General features: G+C 71.9%; 14 protein-coding genes and 1 riboswitch. Of the genes, 3 read left to right on the forward strand and 11 right to left on the reverse strand.

Annotated features, from left to right (window positions below; translation table 11 throughout):
* Nucleotides 1–50 precede the first annotated feature (50 nt).
* The 8 genes from AB0G15_RS07690 to AB0G15_RS07725 form a co-directional block, all read right to left on the reverse strand.
* Entirely contained in the window at nt 51–2,258 is a 2,208-nt protein-coding gene (locus AB0G15_RS07690) for a VWA domain-containing protein (RefSeq protein WP_362836417.1), read from the reverse strand.
* Between the two features lie 56 nt (nt 2,259–2,314).
* Nucleotides 2,315–2,878 (reverse strand): histidine phosphatase family protein, encoded by a 564-nt coding sequence (locus AB0G15_RS07695; protein ID WP_362836419.1) that lies wholly within the window; start codon nt 2,876–2,878, stop codon nt 2,315–2,317.
* Nucleotides 2,875–3,615, reverse strand: coding sequence for a CbtA family protein (locus AB0G15_RS07700; RefSeq protein WP_362836421.1), 741 nt, complete (start codon nt 3,613–3,615; stop codon nt 2,875–2,877). Before AB0G15_RS07700 ends, AB0G15_RS07695 begins: the two co-directional genes overlap by 4 nt.
* 7 nt (nt 3,616–3,622) lie before the next feature.
* Nucleotides 3,623–3,817, reverse strand: a complete 195-nt coding sequence (locus AB0G15_RS07705; protein WP_362686101.1) for a CbtB domain-containing protein — start codon at nt 3,815–3,817, stop codon at nt 3,623–3,625.
* A 34-nt stretch (nt 3,818–3,851) separates the two neighbouring features.
* Nucleotides 3,852–3,981: riboswitch (cobalamin riboswitch) on the reverse strand.
* 111 nt (nt 3,982–4,092) lie between these two features.
* Nucleotides 4,093–5,610, reverse strand: coding sequence for a depupylase/deamidase Dop (gene dop / locus AB0G15_RS07710; RefSeq protein ID WP_362836423.1), 1,518 nt, complete (start codon nt 5,608–5,610; stop codon nt 4,093–4,095).
* Nucleotides 5,611–5,697: 87 nt separating this feature from the next.
* Nucleotides 5,698–6,855, reverse strand: coding sequence for an acyltransferase (locus AB0G15_RS07715; RefSeq protein ID WP_362836425.1), 1,158 nt, complete (start codon nt 6,853–6,855; stop codon nt 5,698–5,700).
* A gap of 253 nt (nt 6,856–7,108) precedes the next feature.
* A complete protein-coding gene (gene arc / locus AB0G15_RS07720; RefSeq protein ID WP_362686093.1) occupies nt 7,109–8,872 on the reverse strand; it encodes a proteasome ATPase in 1,764 nt (587 codons plus the stop codon).
* A 205-nt stretch (nt 8,873–9,077) separates the two neighbouring features.
* Complete coding sequence (locus AB0G15_RS07725; RefSeq protein ID WP_362686090.1) at nt 9,078–9,956, reverse strand: tRNA (adenine-N1)-methyltransferase; 879 nt, start codon at nt 9,954–9,956, stop codon at nt 9,078–9,080.
* A gap of 243 nt (nt 9,957–10,199) precedes the next feature.
* Here AB0G15_RS07725 and AB0G15_RS07730 point away from each other — a divergent pair, with 243 nt between their 5' ends.
* Nucleotides 10,200–11,306: a GNAT family N-acetyltransferase gene (locus tag AB0G15_RS07730; RefSeq protein ID WP_362836427.1), complete on the forward strand. Its 1,107-nt coding sequence runs from the start codon at nt 10,200–10,202 to the stop codon at nt 11,304–11,306.
* Nucleotides 11,307–11,354: 48 nt separating this feature from the next.
* Here the strand turns inward: AB0G15_RS07730 and AB0G15_RS07735 are convergent, their stop codons facing one another.
* The gene (locus AB0G15_RS07735) at nt 11,355–12,578 is read right to left on the reverse strand and encodes an aminotransferase class III-fold pyridoxal phosphate-dependent enzyme (RefSeq protein ID WP_362686084.1); all 1,224 of its coding nucleotides are present in this window, start codon (nt 12,576–12,578) and stop codon (nt 11,355–11,357) included.
* Between the two features lie 148 nt (nt 12,579–12,726).
* Nucleotides 12,727–13,650, reverse strand: coding sequence for a sugar kinase (locus AB0G15_RS07740; RefSeq protein WP_362836429.1), 924 nt, complete (start codon nt 13,648–13,650; stop codon nt 12,727–12,729).
* Nucleotides 13,651–13,731: 81 nt separating this feature from the next.
* Here AB0G15_RS07740 and AB0G15_RS07745 point away from each other — a divergent pair, with 81 nt between their 5' ends.
* Nucleotides 13,732–14,364 carry a TetR/AcrR family transcriptional regulator gene (locus AB0G15_RS07745; protein WP_362836431.1) on the forward strand — a complete coding sequence of 211 codons (633 nt, stop codon included), beginning with the start codon at nt 13,732–13,734 and terminating at the stop codon, nt 14,362–14,364.
* Between the two features lie 42 nt (nt 14,365–14,406).
* On the opposite strand, the gene AB0G15_RS07750 is transcribed toward AB0G15_RS07745, so the two are convergent.
* Nucleotides 14,407–15,195 (reverse strand): serine/threonine-protein kinase, encoded by a 789-nt coding sequence (locus AB0G15_RS07750; protein WP_362686075.1) that lies wholly within the window; start codon nt 15,193–15,195, stop codon nt 14,407–14,409.
* A gap of 120 nt (nt 15,196–15,315) precedes the next feature.
* Here AB0G15_RS07750 and AB0G15_RS07755 point away from each other — a divergent pair, with 120 nt between their 5' ends.
* Nucleotides 15,316–17,391, forward strand: a complete 2,076-nt coding sequence (locus AB0G15_RS07755) for a cation:proton antiporter (RefSeq protein WP_362836433.1) — start codon at nt 15,316–15,318, stop codon at nt 17,389–17,391.
* Nucleotides 17,392–17,575: the final 184 nt, after the last annotated feature.

The raw sequence follows: 17,575 nt of genomic DNA on the forward strand, positions 1-17,575 counted from the left end.
ACACGGTGCGGCGCCCTCACCGTTCCGCCGTTCTCGCCGGCTCTTCGCGGTCACGCGGCGCCGCGCCGCTCACGGACCATTCCGGCCAGGTCGGTGAGGTCGTCGAGGCGTACGGTCTCCGCGCCCATCCGCGCCGCCAGCGAGGCGGCGAGGCCGAGGCGCACGTGGCCGCTCTCGCAGTCGACCACCACCCCCGCCACCCCGGCCAGCAGTCCCGCCGCGCGGTGGGACTCCTCGACGGTGCCCGAGGTGGCCCGCCCGTCGGTGACCAGGACCACCAGCGGGCGCCTGGACGGGTCGCGCAGGCGCTCGACCCGCAGCACCTCGACGGCCCGCAGCAGGCCGGCGGCCAGCGGGGTCCGCCCCCCGGTGGGGAGCTCGCGCAGCCGGGCCGCGCCGGCCTCGACGGAGGAGGTCGGCGGCAGGACCAGGTCGGCGCGGGCGCCTCGGAAGGTGACGAGCCCGACCTTGTCGCGGCGCTGGTAGGCGTCGAGGAGCAGGCCGAGCACCGCTGTCTTGACCGCCCGCATGCGCTGCCTGGCGGCCATCGAACCGCTCGCGTCCACCACGAACAGCACCAGGTTGCCCTCGCGGCCCTCGCGGACCGCCTCCCTGAGGTCGCCGCGCCGCAGCAGCAGTCCCGGCCCGCTCCTGCCCCGCGCGACCTGGTACGGGGCCGCGGCGCCGACGGTGGCCCGCAGGTGGAGGGAGCCGGTGTGGCCCTCGGGGACCCGGGCTCCCGTGGTACGGCCCAGGGGCGTCCTGGCGCGCGACCGGCGCCCCGGGGCCCCGGCGCCGACACCGGGGACGGTGAACAGCCTGGTCCTGCCCCCGGGTTCGGCGTCGAAGGTCCGCTCGCGGGCCGGCGCTCCTCCGGCCGTCTCCGGCGGTTCGCCGGGGTCCGCGGCGGAGGCGGGCTCCCGCTTCCCGTGGCCGGGACCGTCCTGGGCGTCCGGAGCCGCGAGCCGGGAGGCCTGCCTGTCGTCGCGGCCGCCGGGAGCGCCCGGGTCGCCCGCCTCCTCCGGGGTGGCGTCCCCGGCCTCGGGGCCGCCGTCGGGCGCGGGCCCGTCCGGATCGGTGCCCCCGGGGCCGCCGGAGTCGTCCGGGTCCTCGGGATCCTCGGGGTCGCCGGGGATCTGGTCCAGGAGATCCTGGAGTTTGGACTCGTCCAGGCCCGGCGCGTCGAAGGGATCGCGGCGGCGGCGGTGCGGGAGCGCGAGCCTGGCCGCCTCCCTTACGTCGTCGGCGGTGACGGAGGTGCGGCCCTGCCAGGCCGCGTGCGCGATCGCCGCACCGGCGGTGACCAGGTCGGCCCGGAGCCCGTCCACCTCGAACCCCGCGCAGACGGTGGCGATCCCGAGCAGTGCCGCGTCCGGCAGGACGACCTGGGAAACCCTGGCACGGGCCTCGGCGATGCGCGCGGCCAGTGCCCGCTCCTCGCCTGCCCAGGCGGCGGCGAAGGCGTCGGGGTCGGCCTCGAAGGCCAGGCGGCGCCGGACCACGTCCACCCGCTGGGACGGTTCCCGCGAGGCCCGGACCTCCACGGTCAGCCCGAAGCGGTCGAGCAGCTGCGGGCGCAGCTCCCCCTCCTCGGGGTTCATCGTCCCGACCAGCAGGAACCGGGCGGCGTGCCGTACCGACACCCCCTCGCGCTCGACGTAGCAGGTGCCGAGGGCCGCGGCGTCGAGCAGCAGGTCCACCAGGTGGTCGTGCAGGAGGTTGACCTCGTCGACGTACAGGACGCCCCGGTGGGCGCTCGCCAGGAGGCCGGGTTCGAAGGATTTCACGCCCTCGGTGAGGGCTCGCTCGATGTCGAGGGAGCCGACGAGGCGGTCCTCGGAGGCGCCGACGGGCAGCTCGACCAGGCGGGCGGGCCGCACGGCGCCGTCCCGCGCTCCCCCGGACCGCACGGCGCCGTCCCGCGCTCCCCCGGACCGCGTGATGCCGGGCTGAACGGTGGCGGGCCGAGCGGTGGCGGGCGGGGTGGGCCGGTCGCCCGGTTCGGTACGGTCCTCGTGCGGCCCGTCCGGGCAGCCGGGGTCGGGGGCGGCGGGGTCGCAGGAGAAGCGACAGCCGGTCACCACCTCGACGGGTGGCAGGAGCGCGGCCAGCGCCCGCACGACCGTGGACTTGGCGGTGCCCTTCTCCCCCCTGACCAGCACTCCCCCGACGCGGGGGGAGACCGCGTTGAGGATCAGCGCGAGTTTCAGGTCCTCCAGCCCCACGATCGCGGTGAAGGGATAGCGGGAGTCACGCACCTTCGGGATCTCCTGTCCGTCTCGTCGAATCAAAGGGTCGCCGGGCGCTCGAACCGTCATGGCAAGTAACTGAGCCGCCAGCGCCCGCCGCGCCCGGTGAGCGTCACGCGGGCCAGCGGCGCGACGTCGACGCGCCAGAAGGCCTGGGCGGGGGCGCCGAGGGCGTGGACGACCGCGGCGCGGATGACCGCCGGGTGGGTGACCGCGACGGTCCTGCCGGGGGCGCGGACGGCGAGCCAGCCGGACACCCTGGCCAGGAGCGCGGTGACCGGCTCCCCGCCGTGCGGCGCCGCGCCGGGGTCGCCGAGCCAGGAGGCGAGCGCCTCGGGTTCCGCGGCCTCGACCTCGCCGAGCGTCATCCCGCTCCAGCGGCCGTAGTCGCAGTCGGCCAGCAGCGGGTCGTGCTCGGCCCGCAGGCCGAGCGCCGCCGCCGTCTGGACGCAGCGCAGCTCGGCGGGGCAGGCCGCGGGACCCGGGCCGAGGTCCCGCGCCATCCCCTCGGCCCGGCGCAGGCCGGGTTCGTCGAGTGGTTCGTCACCCGGGAACGCGGCCCGTACCGTCGCCGAGGTGGAGGCGTGGCAGACCAGGAGCAGGCGGGTGACCCCCGAGGGGGTCGTCACACCGGGCCGCGCCCGCGGGCGGCGAAGGCGAACAGCGCGCCGACGCCGGCCCAGAAGACCACCTGGGTCCCCATGGAGGCGACCCGGAAGTCCCACAGGAGGTCGGCGGGGAAGCCCCGGGGCACCTCCGAGATCTCCGGCAGGAGGATCCAGGCCGCGACGACGGGGACCAGGAGGGTGGCGCCCGCCGACAGCCAGCGCACCCACGGTTCGCTCCGCGAGGCGTAGCGGTAGGCGGCGACCGCGGCGGCGACGGCGAGGATCCCGATGACCACCGCGACCAGGTACAGCACGGTGCGCTGGTCGATGGTCTCCGGGTCACCGACGGCCGGCGGGTTGGCGGGGTACTTCACGAAGGGGATGAGGACCACGGAGGTGAACGCGGCGGCGGCGAGGGTGACCGCGAGCACCGGTTCCGAGCGGGGGCCCGCCCGGCCGCGTACGGCCGCGTAGACGAGGGAGAACAGGCCCCCGACCGCCAGGCCGTACAGGCCGAGGGCGAGGAAGAGCCCGAAGCGCTGCCCGTCCCTGCTGACCAGGGCCTCCTCCTCGTCGTGGGAGTGGGCGGCGGTCCCGGTGTCGTCGTGTGGTCCGGCCGGGGCGGCGGCCGCGGCCGCCTCCTCCAGCGCGATGGCCTGGTCGATGCGAGGTTCGCCGACGGTGTAGGCGAAGACGGCCGCGAGCAGCCCTGCGAGCAGTCCGACGACGAGGCCCCGGACGATGAGTTTGGTGATCACCTGTGGCTCAGTGGCACGGCACGCCGAGCAGGTGACGCCCGTCGTGCATGAGTTCGTGCAGGTAGTTCCCCGCCTGTGAGATCGCTCCCTGGTCGAAGGTGACCAGGTAGGCGAGGAGCAGCAGCACCGGTACGGCGAGCAGCCAGCGGGTGAGCGAGGGCCATGGGATGGGCTGGGTGTGCGGTGCCGAGATCTGGCTCACGGCTACCTCCTCCGGGATTGACGCGTCCCTTTTCGTAGGTCGGTGGCGGCCGAGTGTGACCTGGCTTCCGGCTCCTGGGAGCCGGTTACAGTGGCGCGACCGCACCGGAGTTTCACCGGATTTCCCTCGCACCGCCACAAAACACCCGGAACGTATCCCGGTTCTCTGTCCCCCGTCAATCCGGGTGTCCGGTTTGACGGGCTCCGGCCGTCACGGGGTGCGGGCATGACGAGGGGGGAGGCGGCCCGGCCGGACCGCCTCCCCCCTCGCGTGAGTCACTGCTCGCCGGTCAGCGCCGTCACCAGCTCCGCGGCGGTACGGCAGCGGTCGAACAGCTCGCCCACGTGTGCCTTGGTGCCGCGCAGCGGCTCAAGGGTGGGGACGCGCTGCAGCGACTCGCGGCCGGGGATGTCGAAGATGACCGAGTCCCAGGAGGCCGCGGCCACCGACTCGCTGTACTGGCTCAGGCAGCGGCCGCGAAAGTAGGCCCGGGTGTCGTTGGGCGGCACCTCGATGGCCCGCTGGACCTCTTCCTCGGTGACCAGGCGCTGCATGCGGCCCCGTGCGACCAGCCGGTTGTAGAGCCCCCGGTCGGGACGGATGTCGGAGTACTGGAGGTCGACGAGCTGCAGGCGCGGATGCGACCAGGGCAGGCCGTCACGGGTGCGGTAGCCCTCCAGGAGCTCCAGCTTGGCCACCCAGTCGAGCTCCCCGGACAGCTGCATCGGGTCCTCCGCCAGACGGGTGAGGACCGACTCCCAGCGCTCGAGGATGTCCTTGGTGGGCTCGTCCAGGCCGTTGGCGCTGCGCTCCTCGGCGTACTTGCGGGCGAGCTCCAGGTACTCCATCTGCAGCTGCACCGCCGTCAGCCTGCGGCCGTCGCGCATGGAGATCTCGTACTTGAGCGTGGGGTCGTGCGAGACCGCGCGCAGGGCCTGGACGGGGTTGTCCACGGCCAGGTCGCGGGTGAAGTAGTTGTCCTCGATCATGGCCAGGACGAGCGCGGTCGACCCCAGCTTCAGGTAGGTCGAGATCTCCGACATGTTGGCGTCGCCGATGATGACGTGCAGGCGGCGGTATTTCTCCGGGTCGGCGTGGGGCTCGTCCCGGGTGTTGATGATCGGCCGCTTGAGCGTCGTCTCCAGGCCCACCTCGACCTCGAAGAAGTCGGCCCGCTGGCTGATCTGGAAGCCCTCGCCCCGGGAGTCCTGGCCGATGCCGACCTTGCCCGCGCCGGTGACGACCTGCCGGGAGACGAAGAACGGCGTCAGGTGCCTGACGATGTCGGCGAACGAGGTGGCCCGGCGCATGAGGTAGTTCTCGTGACAGCCGTAGGAGGCGCCCTTGTTGTCGGTGTTGTTCTTGTAGAGCTGGATCGGGGCGTTGGCCGGCATCGCCGAGGCGCGGACCGCCGCGTCGTGCATCACCCGCTCGCCCGCCTTGTCCCAGATCACCGCCGCCCGGGGATTGGTGCACTCGGGCGTGGAGTATTCGGGGTGGGCGTGGTCGACGTACAGCCGGGCCCCGTTCGTGAGGATCACGTTCGCCAGGCCGAGGTCCTCGTCGGTCAGCTGGCTCTGGTCGGCCACTTCCCGCGCGAGGTCGAACCCCCGTGCGTCCCGCAGCGGGTTCTCCTCCTCGAAGTCCCATCGCGCGCGCCGAGCCCTCGCGGCCGAGGCCGCCAGATAGGCGTTCACGACCTGAGAGGAGGTCACCATCGCGTTGGCCCCCGGCTGTCCGGGCACGGAGATGCCGTACTCGGTCTCGATGCCCATCACCCGCCGTACCGTCATGCGCACCCTCTGTTCGTCAGGGACTGATTCTCTCCGTGGTATCTATTCCCGACCCTAGACCCTTCACTATGCCCGGTGGTCGGACAGTTATGGCACCGAAGCCTTTTCGCCCGTTGCGAGGGGGATCGAGGAGAGCGCGGGGAGCTGTGACGGGGACGGGGATGCGGCCCTTCTCCGCCTCCTGGACTTGACGAACTCCTGAAGCGGACGCTCGGCCAACCGGTACACCAGGTAGGAGAACGCCATCGCGGCCAGCACGGTGACCAGCGCGGTCAGCGGGGGCGGCAGCACGTCCCGCAGGGCGGGGACGATCAGGACCGCGGCCGGGGTGTGGAACAGGTAGAGCGGGTAGGTGAGCGCGCCCAGGACGACCAGGCCGCGCCAGCGCAGCCACCCCAGCCAGCCGAGCGCCACCATCGCCATGAGCACGTAGAAGCCGATCACGGTGGCGGCCACGGCCCACTCGGGCACGGGCATCGCGGCGTAGCCGACGTTCTCGATCCGCCCGGCCACCCGGTCGATCGCCGCGTTCACGGCCAGGCCGCCGCTGATCCCGGCGAGGCACCACAGGACGAGCCTGGGGCCGAACTTCGTCATCAGGAAGAACGCCATGCCGCCGACGAAGTACGCCGCGTACTTGGGCATGACCACCAGGTCGACCCAGGCCTCGTCGCTCCCGGTGAAGAACCCGGCCGCCAGCAGCCAGACGCCCATGAAGGCCAGGCAGCGGTTGAGCGTCACCCCGGCGATCACCAGGATCGAGATCAGCACGTAGAAGCGGAGCTCCACCCACAGCGACCAGTAGACGCCGTTGGCGTCGTAGACGCCGAAGGCCCGCTGGAGCATCGTGAGGTTGATCCCGTACTCGCCGAGGCCGAGCTTGGGGTCCAGGGCCGTGGCGGCCGTCAGCCCGTAGACCGCGGCGGTGACGGCCACGCTGACCCAGTAGGCGGGGAAGAGCCGCACCAGCCGGGAGAGGGCGAACGCCCCCAGGCCCCGCCCCCAGATGCTCATCAGGATCACGAAGCCGCTGATCATGAAGAACAGCTCGACGCCGAGGATGCCGAGCCCGGAGAGGGTGGAGATCGCCGGGAACAGCTCGGCCGGGCGGTCGCCCCACACCGAGGCGAAGGCGATGAAGTAGTGGAAGGCGAGCACCGCCATGGCGGCGAGGAAGCGCAGGAGGTCGAGCTCTGCGAGGCGGCCGCCTCCCCGAGGCGCCTCGCGGGACCCCGCGCCGCTCACCGGGCGGCCGGGCCGGAATGTTCACGCACGCCACTTGGACGGCGTCTCGATCATTCGGGTTCCCTGTGACGGCCGTTATTTCGGTTCACTTCCGGGACGGACGTGAACCGAAATACGGACCCTTAACCACAAAAATGGATAAAACCGGACAAGGTTTATCACCTGCCGAACGTTCGCACCGTCGACGAGGGTTTCGGGAAGACGCCGGCGGCGCGGCCCCCAGGAGGGGAACCGCGCCGCCGGTCACACGTGGTTACAGGTACTGACCGGTGTTGGCCACCGTGTCGATGGAGCGCCCGGCCTCGGTGCCCTGCTTGCCCGTCACGAGGGTGCGGATGTAGACGATCCGCTCGCCCTTCTTGCCGGAGATGCGGGCCCAGTCGTCGGGGTTGGTGGTGTTGGGCAGGTCCTCGTTCTCGGAGAACTCGTCCACGCAGGCCGCCAGAAGGTGCTGGATCCTCAGGCCCTTCTGCCCGGTCTCCAGGAACTGCTTGATCGCCATCTTCTTGCCGCGGTCGACGATGTTCTGGATCATCGCGCCGGAGTTGAAGTCCTTGAAGTACAGGACCTCCTTGTCGCCGTTGGCGTAGGTCACCTCGAGGAAGCGGTTCTCCTCGCTCTCGGTGTACATCCGCTCGACGACCCGCTGGATCATGCCGGAGATGGTCTCCTGGCGGTTGGCGCCGTGCTCGGAGAGGTCCTCGGCGTGCAGCGGGAGCTCGGGGATGAGGTACTTGGAGAAGATGTCCTTGGCCGCCTCGGCGTCCGGCCGCTCGATCTTGATCTTGACGTCCAGGCGGCCGGGCCGCAGGATCGCCGGGTCGATCATGTCCTCGCGGTTGGAGGCGCCGATCACGATGACGTTCTCCAGGCCCTCGACGCCGTCGATCTCCGACAGGAGCTGGGGAACGATGGTGTTCTCGACGTCGGAGGAGACGCCCGAGCCTCGGGTCCGGAAGATCGAGTCCATCTCGTCGAAGAACACGATCACCGGGGTGCCCTCGGAGGCCTTCTCGCGAGCCCGCTGGAAGACCAGGCGGATGTGCCGCTCGGTCTCGCCGACGTACTTGTTGAGAAGTTCGGGACCCTTGATGTTGAGGAAGAAGCTCTTGCCGGACTGGCCGGTCTTCTCCGCGACCTGCTTGGCCAGGGAGTTGGCGACGGCCTTGGCGATGAGCGTCTTGCCGCAGCCGGGCGGCCCGTAGAGCAGGACGCCCTTGGGCGGGCGGAGCTTGTGCTCGCGGAAGAGGTCGGCGTGCAGGTACGGGAGCTCGATGGCGTCCCGGATCTGCTCGATCTGCCGCATGAGCCCGCCGATCTCCTCGTAGGAGATGTCGGGCACCTCCTCCAGGACGAGCTCCTCGACCTCGGACTTGGGGATGCGCTCGTAGACGTAGCCCGAGCGGGGTTCGAGCAGCAGGGAGTCGCCCGCCCGGATCGGCTGGTCCATCAGCGACTCGGCGAGCTTCACCACCCGCTCCTCGTCGGCGTGCGAGATCACCAGCGCGCGCTGGCCGTCCTCGAGGAGCTCCTTGAGCATCACGATCTCGCCCAGGTCCTCGAAGCCGAGGGCCTCGACCACGTTGAGCGCCTCGTTGAGCATGACCTCCTGGCCGCGCTTCAACGACTCGACGTCCACCGCGGGACTCACGTTCACCCTGAGTTTGCGGCCACCGGTGAAGACCTCCACCGTGCCGTCTTCCCTGGTTTCGAGGAACACACCGAACCCGGACGGCGGTTGCGCCAGCCGGTCTACCTCCTCCTTCAAGGCGACGATCTGGTCCCTGGCCTCCTTGAGGGTGGCCACCAGACGCTCGTTCTGGCCGGTTACGGCCGCGAGGTTCGCCTGTACGTCATGGAGACGCTCTTCGAGAATCCTGGCCTGCCGGGGAGACTCCGTCAGCTTCCGACGCAACGCGGTGATCTCCTCCTGCAGGAAGGAGACCTGTGTTGTGAGGTCGGCGACCTCCCGTTCGCGCTGCGCGGCACGAGCCTCAGCGTCGTCGCGAGCTGCCACGGCGTCACCTCCTTCCCAGTCGAGACCGACTACTCAAAACCCTACCCATCTAAGGGCTGTCCCTTACCTGGCTGAGCAGTGTTCATATGACTACATTAAGTGCGTGATGATTAATCCTTTTTGGCGCTTTTAGTCCTAGAAGTATAAGAACACGAAGGTCTGCTTCCGTGTCACGCTCTCACGGACCGTCGTGGCCGAATCGTCATCATGTGGCGGAAGACGTGGAAGTCGTGGACTCCTCGCCATTGGCCCCCTTCGCCGGACGTCTACGTCGAGGTGGTGGCGTCACCCCGTCGGCCATGCGACGGGCCGTGACCAGGAACCCGGTGTGGCCGACCATCCTGTGGTCGGGCCGCACGGCGAGCCCCTCGACATGCCAGTCACGAACCAGGGTCTCCCACGCATGGGGCTCGGTGAAACTCCCGTGCTCCCGCAGAGTTTCGACCGTCCGCGAGAGCTGGGTTGTGGTCGCGACATAACAGCAGATCACCCCGCCCGGGGTGAGAGCCCGGGCCGCGGCGTCCACGCATTCCCAGGGGGCGAGCATGTCCAGGATGATCCGGTCGACGTCGCTCTCGTCGAGATCCTCGACGAAGTCGCCGACCACCAGGCGCCACTGCTTCATCGGGCCGCCGTAGAACTTCTCCACGTTCTTGGTGGCGATCTCGGCGAAGTCCTGGCGCCGCTCGTACGAGGTGAGGGTGCCCTCGGAGCCGATGGCGCGCAGCAGGAAGCAGGTGAGCGCGCCGGAGCCGACGCCCGCCTCCACCACCTTGGCGCCGGGGAAGATGTCGGCCATGGCCACGATCTGGGCCGAGTCCTTGGGATAGATCACCGCCGCGCCGCGCGGCATGGACAGCGTGTAGTCCTGGAGGAGGTGCCTGAACGCCAGGTACTGGGTGCCGCCGGACGAACGGACCACCGACCCCTCGGGCTGGCCGATCAGCTCACTGTGCGGGATTCCGCCCTTGTGCGTGTGGAACACGCCGTCTTCCTTCAGCGTCACCGTGTGGCGCTTGTTCTTGGGGTCGGTGAGCTGCACCTGATCCCCGGCCTGAAACGGCCCATGCCTGCGAAAACCCATGTCCGCAAGGTTATCGGCGCGCGGCGGTGTCCTCGGACGGCCGGGGACGCCCCCGCCCCGGTCGCCCGGAGGGAGCGGGGAAAGCGAGGGAAGGCCGGGGGAAGCGGAGCGGAGTGCCGCGGTACGAGGACAGGGACGGCGGAGGGGCCCAGGGGGCGATCGGGCGGAAACGATTCACAAAGCGCCACAAAATGCTGCAAAACGATTCGCCCCTCCGGGACGGCACCTGGTAGCTGTTGTGATGTGTTTCCCCATGATCTGATTCCGGCAGGCCCCGTCGTCCTGAGGCCGCTCGCCCCCTCCGACGCCGAGGCGATCGTCCGTGCCTGCGCCGACCCGGAGATCGTCCGGTTCATCCCCCTCATCCCCGTGCCGTACACCCGGGACGACGCGATCCAATACCTGGAGCAGACCCGGCAGGAGTGGCAGGCCGGAGGGGCCCCGTTCGCGATCGCGGACGCGGGGACGGACGAGTGGCTGGGCAACATCGGCCTCATGGCCCGCCCCCGTGGCACCACCGAGATCGGCTACCTGGTCGCGCCGTGGGCGCGGGGCCGCGGGGTGGCCACGGCCGCCACCGCCGCGCTGACCCGCTGGGGGCTCGAGCACGGCGCGAAGCGCGTCGAGCTGCTCGCCAACGTGGAGAACCTGGCCAGCCAGCGGGTCGCCATGGCCGCCGGCTTCCACCGCGAGGGCATGCGGCGCGGGGCCGAGGAGCAGCGGGACGGCACCCGCCACGACCTGGTGGCCTTCGCGCGCCTGCCCGGCGACTCCGGCGAGCGCGTGAGGCCCCTCCTGCCGGAGTTCCCCGGTGGCTCGCTGACCGACGGGGTCGTCCGGCTCAGGCGGCTCACCCTCGCCGACACCGCCGACTACCTGGCGATGCGGAACCTGCCCGACATCATGAGGTACAGCGTCCCGCCCGAACCCTGCACCTTCGAGGAGGCCGAGGAGCGGTGCCGCACCGCGGGCGCCAACTGGCTGGCCGGTACGGGGGCCGAGATCGCGATCCTGGACGCCGCGACCGGCGCGTTCGCCGGGGACATCCAGCTCAGCGGGGTGATCCCCCCGCTGGGGCAGGCCATGACGGGCTACAGCGTGCTGCCGGAGTTCCGCGGCAGGGGCTTCGCCGCCAGGGCGGTGGACCTGCTGGTCGGCTGGGCCTTCGAGCACACTCCCCTGGCCCGGATCATCGCGGGCACCTCGCCCGGCAACATCGCCTCGCAGCGCGTGCTGGAGCGGGCGGGCTTCACCCGTGAGGCCCTGCTGCGCGGGCTGCTGCCCGGCCCCGGCGGCACGCGCCTGGACGACCTGCAGTGGTGCCGCCTGCGGAGCGACGCCCGGCGCTAGCCGTACACCGCCGTCCCCGCCCGGCGTCCCCCGACGCCGGGCCGGGTCTCAGTCGGCGCCGAAGCGGGCCCTGAGCTTGGCGTAGGCGGCGTCGGTGCCCTGCAGTGCCCGGTCGATGTCGGCGTCGGTGTGGGCGGCCGACAGGAACCAGTTGTGCCAGGGGTGGAGGTAGACCCCCTCCTCCAGGCAGGCCGCGGCCCAGAACATGCCCTTGTCCAGCGTCGCGTCGCCCTCGAAGGAGAGCCACGGGATCTGGACCGGCCCCGTCTGGTTGACCGTGAAGCCGTGGGAGGCGGCCTGGGCGGCCAGCCCCTCGCGCAGGCGGGTGCCCGCACGCTCCATCAGCGCGATGCCGTCGACGGCGCGCAGCGTCTCGATCGTGGCCTTGGCCGCGGCCATCGGGGCGGCGTTGAACCAGAAGGAGCCGGTGGAGTAGAGCGTCTGGGCGGGCCCGCGCAGGGAGTCCACCCCGGTGACGGCGGCGATCGGGTGGCCGTTGGCCATGGCCTTGCTGAAGGCGTACAGGTCGGGACGCACGCCCAGGGGCTCCCAGGAGCCGCCCAGGTCGATCCGCCAGCCCCCGCGCACGTCGTCGATCACCAGCGCGGCGCCGATCCGGTCGGCCAGGGCCCGCACCCCCCGGGCGAACTCCGCGGCGACGAGCTCCTGGTCCTCGAACGAGTCGTGCTTGAACGGCGTCACGATGATCGCGGCGACGTCGCCCTCCGCCTGAGCCGCGGCGGCCTCGGCACTGGCGAGGTCGTTGTAGGTGAACTCGACCAGGTCCGCGCGCTCGTTGGGGGTGGTCCCCGCCGTGCTGGGCGTGCACCACGGGTCGGCCCCGTGGTAGGCGCCGTGCGCCATGAGGACCTTGGTCCTGCCGGTGGCGGCGCGGGCGACCATCAGCGCCTGGGTGGTGGCGTCGGTGCCGTTCTTGGAGAACATCACCCAGTCGGCCTGCGGGACGGTCTCCACCAGCAGCTCGGCGAGCTCCACGTAGACGGGGCCGGGGCCGTTGAGGCAGTCGCCCGCGGCGAGCTGGGCCGCGACGGCGCTCTCGACGGCGGGGTGGCGGTGGCCGAGGACCATGGGCCCCCAGGAGCACATGAGATCGACGTACTCGCGGCCGTCGGCGTCACGCTGGCGGCATCCCTCGCCCCCGACGAAGAACTGCGGGTAGGCGGGACCGTGCAGGGCCGCGTTGAGATGGCCGTACATGCCGCCGGGGACGACCTTGGCGGCCCGCTCCCTGAGTTCGGCGTCGATGGACATGCGTCGTCCTTTCACGTCTGAAGTCACGTCTGTGAAGTCACGTCTGGGTTCACGTCTGGATGCGTTCGGGCGGTTCGCTACCGCTCCCGCCGCCCTTTCGCGACCCGGAGGTCGCGGGCGGCGGGGCCGCGGCGGGGTCACGGCGGGGTCACTGCTCGTCCCGGAGCTCCCGCGCCCCGTCCAGGCCCGCGTCCGAGCCGAGGCCCCCGGCGACGCGGGCGGCCAGCGCGGTGCCGAGCCTGGCGGCGCCGGCCACGTCGCGGCCGTCGACCAGACCGGCGATGAAACCGGCGCAGTAGGCGTCGCCGCACCCGGTGGTGTCGACCACCGGCACGTCGAGGGCGGGCACGCGGGTGAGGCCCCCCGCGCCGGCGATCAGGCTCCCGCCCGCGCCGAGCGTGACCAGGACGGCCGAGGGGCCCTCCGGCAGCAGGGACAGCGCGGCCTCCTCCACGTCGCCCCCCTCGCCCGCGCCGCTCATCAGCAGCGCCTGCTCCTCGTTGGGCAGGAGGTAGTCGACGTGCGGCAGGAAGCTGCGCACCCCCTGCATGAGGTCGGGCATGTTGGACAGCAGGTCCATGGTCACGATCGTGCCCGCCGCCCGGGCCTCGTCCAGCAGCGCGTAGAACGCGGGGTCGTACAGGCCCCAGGTGACGTCCATGCCGCCCAGGTGCACGACCCGCGCGCCGAGGACGGCCTCGCGGGCCACGTCGGCGGTGGACAGGCCCAGGTTGGCTCCGGGGACGTGGAAGGACGGGCGGCCGCCGTCGGGACGGATCGGCAGGATCGAGGCCGCGGTCTGCTCCCCCGGTTTGCGGACGATCCCGGTCACGTCGACCCCGCGCCGCTTCATCATCATGACGAGCAGGTCCCCGAGCTCGTCGTCGCCGATCGCCCCCACCGAGGACACCGGGACACCGAGCGCGGCCAGGTCGACGGCGGTCGCGGCGGCGGCGCCCGCGGCGGTGACCCGGATCTGTTCCAGCAGGTGGGTGTCCTGCCCGGCGGGGATCGACTCCACCGGTCTGGCGAGCACGTCCACGATGTGCACGCCGAGGGAGACGACGGTCATGGTGAGTCCTCCTCGTGTCTTCAGCGGATAATAGACGGGCGCCCGACTAAAATGTCAACGAATCCAGGCGAAAGGGGCGAGGTGCCGAAGATCGTCAATCACCGCGAGCGCCGCGAGGAGGTCGTCGAGGCCGCGCGGCGCATCATCCTGCGCGAAGGGATCGAGGCCGCCACGACCAGGGCCATCGCCAGGGAGGCCGGTTACTCCAACGGCGTGCTGACCCACTACTTCGCCGACAAGGACGACATCATGCTGTCGGCGCTGCGGTCCTCGCACCGGCGCATCGTGGAACGCCTGCGCGGCAAGCTGGCCGGTCTCACCGGGCTGGCCGCGCTGCGCGAGCTCCTCCTCGACAACCTCCCGCTGGACGACGAGCGCGCCGCGGAGAGCGGGCTGGAGATCGGCTTCTGGAGCCGCAGCATGACCAGCCCGGCGATGCTGGAGGCACAGCGCGCCGAGGCAGAGGAACTGCGCTATCTGGTACGCAGCCTGCTCGGCGCGGCGGCCGGCGGCGGGGAGATCGCCACCGCCGACGATCTCGACGACGTCACCGAGCGGCTGCTCGCCCTCGTCGACGGGCTGAGCGCGCACCACCTGCTCTATCCGGACAGGCTCGGCGCCGCGCGCCTGGAACGGATGCTCGACGCCGAGCTGGACCGCCTGCGCCCGAACGGCGGGCGGGCCGGGCCCGGCTCTCAGGCCGGCGGCGCGTAGGGACCGCCTGCGCCCCGCCGGAGAGCGGGCCCGGCCGCGCCCTCAGGCCAGCAGCGCGTGGAGCCGGTCGGCCACCCCCCTGGCGGTGGGCCGTTTGGCCACGTCGCCGAGGCAGTCCTGGACCAGGTCCGACAGCTCGGGCTCCAGGCCCGGGTCGATCGACGGCGGCGTGCTGTTCAGCCTGCGCAGGGTCAGCAGCGGGTCGTGGGTGGGCAGCTCCCCGTAGAGCCCGTTGCCGCTCACCGCCCAGTGCAGCGTCGCGCCCAGCGACCACACGTCCCCCGCGGGGCTGGGAGTCTCCCCCTGCAGCAGCGTGGGATCGGTGAACTGCGCCGATCCGATGTCACCCATCCCGGTCACCGTCGCACCCGGCGTCAGCACCTGCGACAGGCCCAGGTCCGAGAGCTTGCCGCCGTCGTCGGTGAGCAGCACGTTGCCGGGACGGATGTCGCGGTGGACGATCCCCTCCTCGTGCAGCGCCTGCGCCGCGTGGGAGACGCAGGCGATCGAGCGCAGCACCCGCTCGCGCGAGGGGCGCTCCGCGGGACGCGCCAGCGAGCCCCCCGGCAGGTACTCCATCGAGTAGTAGAACACCCCGCCCTGCTGTCCGGCGTCGTAGAGCCGCACCAGATAGGGCGAGCGCACCGCGGCGAACGCCTTCAGCTCCCTCGTGGCGCGCCGGAACGCGTCGTTCCCGGTGCCGCCCACCACCTTCACCGCGACCAGGTCCGCCTCGACGGGCAACCGTTCCGGCCGTTTCGCCACGTAGAACTCGCCGTGGTTGCCCGCCCCCAGTGACCGGACGAACTCGTAGTCGGCGATGCCTTCCACCAACGGTCTCCCTCCATGCCCGCGCAACGTTCGCGACGACATTCCCCACACGGTAACGTCGCCCTCGACATTCTCGGGGCTTTTCTTTGCTTACGGAAAGCGTGCCGTCACGTGCTCCATATGGACCTGCTCCTGCTCGACCTCGTCATCGTCCTCGCGGCGGCCCGGCTGTTCGGAGCGCTGGCCAGGCGACTCGGCCAGCCGCCGGTCATCGGCGAGATCGTGGCGGGCATCCTGCTCGGCCCCACCCTGCTGGGCCCCCTGATCGGCGACGAGCTGTTCGGCCCCGAGATGCGGCCCCCGCTGCAGGCCCTGGCCAACGTCGGCCTCGTATTGTTCATGTTCGTCGTCGGCCTGGAGCTGGACCAGAAGCTGGTCAGGGGCAAGGGCCGGATCGCGGTGACCGTGGCGCTCGGCTCGACGGTGGTGCCGTTCGTCCTGGGGTGCGTGCTCGCGCTGGCCGTCGCGGGCGAGCACGTGGGCGGCGACAAAACCCTGCCGTTCGTGCTGTTCATGGGCGCGGCGATGGCCGCCACCGCGTTCCCGGTGCTGGCCAGGATCCTCACCGACCGGGGAATGCAGCGCATCACGCTCGGCGGCCTCGCCCTGGCCTCGGCCGCCGTCATCGACGTGCTCGCCTGGACCGTCCTGGCCGTGGTGGTCGGCATCGCCGGGGCGGGAGAGGCCGAGGGACAGTGGAAGGTCCTGCTCGCCCTGCCGTACGCGCTGGTGATGTTCCTGGTGGTCAAGCCGCTGCTGGCCCGCCTGGTGCCCGCGTACGAGAGGGCGGGGCGGCTCACGCCCGGGCTGCTCTCGCTGGTGCTCATCGGCCTGATCGGGTCGGCCTGGGCCACCGAGTGGATGCACGTCCACTTCATCTTCGGGGCGTTCGTGTTCGGCACGGTGATGCCCCGCGAGGGGGCCGAGCGGCTCAACCACGAGATTCTGGAGCGGCTGGAGCAGCTCGCCGTGCTGCTGCTGTTGCCGATGTTCTTCGTGGTGGCGGGCCTCAACGTCAACCTGCGCGAGCTCGACCTGTCCAGCCTCGGCACCCTCGCCGCCATCCTCGCCGTCGCGATCGGCGGCAAGGTGCTCGGCTCCTACGCCGCCGCCCGGACGCAGCGGCTGCCCGCCCGGCAGTCCTGGACGCTGGCCGCCCTGCTCAACACGCGGGGGCTCACCGAGATCGTCATCCTCACCGTCGGCCTGCAGAAGGGCGTGCTCGACGACGAGCTGTACTCGCTGATGGTGGTCATGGCCCTGGTCACGACCGCGATGACCGGCCCGCTGGTGCGCAGGCTCTATCCCGACCGGCGGGTGGCCCGCGACGTCGCCGACGCCGAGCGCGCCGCCCTCGGGGTGACCGCCGCCCACCGGGTGCTGGTGATCGTGCCGGAGCCTCCCGCCGAGCAGGCCCCGCTGGTCGGCCTGGCCACCACCCTGGCCCTGTCGAGATCCCCCTCCGAGGTGGTCCTGGGCCACCTGCGCCCCTACCCTGCGGGGCGCCTGGAGGTCGGCAGCGGCCTCTCCTCGGAGCTGGCCGAGCTGGCCGAGACCCTCCAGGAGCTGGAGACGCTGGCCGCCACGGCCCGCGAGCGCGGCCCGGACAGCAGGGTGGTGAGCCGGTTCAGCGCGGACGTGGCGGGCGAGCTGCCGGGGCTGGCCTCCGGTGCCCGCCCCGACCTGCTGGTGCTGCCCGCCGATGTCCCCGGCCACGCCGGGGTGCGCGACGGCGCCACCTGCCGCGTGGTGACCGTGGCCGGACCCGGACCCGGCTCGCCGTCCGAGTCCCCGTCGTCCCCGTCGTCCCCGTTCGGGCAGGCCGTGCCCGGCTCTGGGCCCGGCTCTGCGCCCGGCTCCGTGCCGGGGCCGGTGGCGGTGCACCACGGCCCGGGAGGCGACGCGGCCGCCCACGTGGCGCTCACCCTGGCGACGCTGCAGGGACGTCCCCTGGTCCTCACCGGGGGAAACCGGGCCTCGGCACTGGCCCAGCGGCTGGTCAGGCTCGGGGTGGAGGCCACCTCCGGCCCGGTCCCGGAAGGCGCGCTGGTCGTGGCCGCCGACACCGCGAACGCCCCGGAGGGCGCCCACCTGCTGGTCCGCGCCGAGCAGGACGCCGACCCGGTCGACTGGGCCGAGGCCGTCTCCGCCCTGCGCGTCCCGGTCGCACCGGTCGCACCGGTCGCGCGGCCCTGACCGCCCGGCCTTCCCGCCTTCCCGCTCCGGGAACACCGGGAAAGCCCGGAAGCCCGAGAACACCGGAAGCACCGGAAGCACCGGGAAACAGCACCTCGGGAACGGCGGCTCCCTCGAAACCCGGAGAACACCTCGGGCGGCACGGCCGTGGCCGTGCCGCCCGGAAGGCGAGAGGCGTTCTCAG

The organism is Streptosporangium sp. NPDC023825, assembly GCF_040639575.1.
Classification (GTDB): domain Bacteria; phylum Actinomycetota; class Actinomycetes; order Streptosporangiales; family Streptosporangiaceae; genus Streptosporangium.

What these genes read in the sequence shown, in the direction of transcription:
- dop (WP_362836423.1), bottom strand. Translation starts at nt 5,610, where the DNA reads ATGACGGTACGGCGGGTGATGGGCATCGAGACCGAGTACGGCATCTCC.
- AB0G15_RS07725 (WP_362686090.1), bottom strand. Translation starts at nt 9,956, where the DNA reads ATGGGTTTTCGCAGGCATGGGCCGTTTCAGGCCGGGGATCAGGTGCAG.
- AB0G15_RS07735 (WP_362686084.1), bottom strand. Translation starts at nt 12,578, where the DNA reads ATGTCCATCGACGCCGAACTCAGGGAGCGGGCCGCCAAGGTCGTCCCC.
- AB0G15_RS07740 (WP_362836429.1), bottom strand. Translation starts at nt 13,650, where the DNA reads ATGACCGTCGTCTCCCTCGGCGTGCACATCGTGGACGTGCTCGCCAGA.
- AB0G15_RS07755 (WP_362836433.1), top strand. Translation starts at nt 15,316, where the DNA reads ATGGACCTGCTCCTGCTCGACCTCGTCATCGTCCTCGCGGCGGCCCGG.